Genomic DNA, 1,261 nt, shown 5'->3' on the forward strand with positions numbered 1-1,261 from the left:
TGGTCTTCCCCATCAAAAGTAGACAGGTTATTACGCAAACCGTTGCTCATACTCCAGCGGGCTGAGATAGCCTAACGCAGAGTGACGTCGTTTGCGGTTATAAAATATTTCAATGTATTCAAACATACAGGATTTAACGTGTTGTATCGAGTGGAATTTCTCGGCATAAATCAGCTCAACTTTGAGGCGACTGAAGAAGGATTCCATCACCGCATTATCCCAGCAATTGCTCTTTCGGCTCATGCTTATTATCGCGCCCGATGAACGCACTAAATCCTGATAGGCCACCGCACGGTACTGCACGCCTCTATCTGAGTGAAGCATCAAACCCGGTTTAACCTCCCTGCGGGCCAGTGCCATGTTGAAAGCATCGGAAATCAGCTTGACCGTCATCGACGTGTCTAATGCCCAACCCACAATCGCCCTGGAGAACAGGTCCATCACCGCGGCTAGGTAAAGCCACTGGCCGCGAACACGGATATAGGTGATATCTGATACCCATTTCCTGTTGGCATGCTCTGTGGTGAACCGCTGGGCAAGCACATTCTCTTCTACATTCGAGCTTGAATAGCTGCTGTGACTATAACGGAACGCCTTGCCGTTTCTTGCCTTGAGAGCTAGTTCTTGCATGATTTTAGCAACAGTGTTGAGGCTACATCGAACACCACTGGCATTTAGTTCATATGTTATCCTGGGCGCGCCGTAGCGAGCCTTAAAAACCTCATACGTCTCTTTCACATGATGGGCCAGCTCAGCGTGTTTCTGTGCTTTATAGCTCGGCTTTCGGTTTAAATAACGATAGAAGCCAGAGCGTGAAACCTTCAATGCTTTACACATCAAGGTGATCCGGAACTGGCCTACATACTGCGCAATCAGCGCGTACTTTACTCCTGGCTTTTCGCAAAGTACGCGGCTGCCTTTTTTAAGAATTCATTTTCCTCTTTCAGGTCGTGCAGCTCACGCTTAAGACGGCGTAACTCCTCGCTTTCATGTTTCGAGTAATCGACGCCTTGAACGGTATTAAATTGCTTGTCGGAAAGACGGTTGAATTGCCTGCGCCAGTTATAGATTTGCTGGGCGCTGATCCCCAGTTCTTCGGCGACTGATTTATTGGTATTACCCGGTAATTCCGCACGACGTACTGCTTCGCGACGGAATTCTTCGGTATAGGCCTGGGTTCTTTTCTTTTTAGTCATGAGACACCTCTTTTTCTAACTATAGAAGGTGTCTACTTTTTTTGGGTAAGTCCTCTACATAACGC

At 47.7% G+C, this 1,261-nt stretch carries 2 protein-coding genes; both read right to left on the reverse strand.

Annotated features, from left to right (window positions below; all coding sequences use genetic code 11):
- Window positions 1-30: 30 nt before the first annotated feature.
- Window positions 31-930 carry an IS3 family transposase gene (locus C2M34_RS06040; protein ID WP_105258318.1) on the reverse strand — a complete coding sequence of 300 codons (900 nt, stop codon included), beginning with the start codon at window positions 928-930 and terminating at the stop codon, window positions 31-33.
- Window positions 885-1,196, reverse strand: coding sequence for a transposase (locus tag C2M34_RS06045; protein WP_199878779.1), 312 nt, complete (start codon window positions 1,194-1,196; stop codon window positions 885-887). The genes C2M34_RS06040 and C2M34_RS06045 overlap by 46 nt, the downstream gene beginning before the upstream one ends.
- Window positions 1,197-1,261 lie beyond the last annotated feature (65 nt).

This window comes from Pseudoalteromonas sp. T1lg88 (assembly GCF_002964765.1).
In the GTDB taxonomy this organism is placed as follows: Bacteria; Pseudomonadota; Gammaproteobacteria; order Enterobacterales; family Alteromonadaceae; genus Pseudoalteromonas.

What these genes read in the sequence shown, in the direction of transcription:
- C2M34_RS06045 (WP_199878779.1), bottom strand. Translation starts at nt 1,196, where the DNA reads ATGACTAAAAAGAAAAGAACCCAGGCCTATACCGAAGAATTCCGTCGC.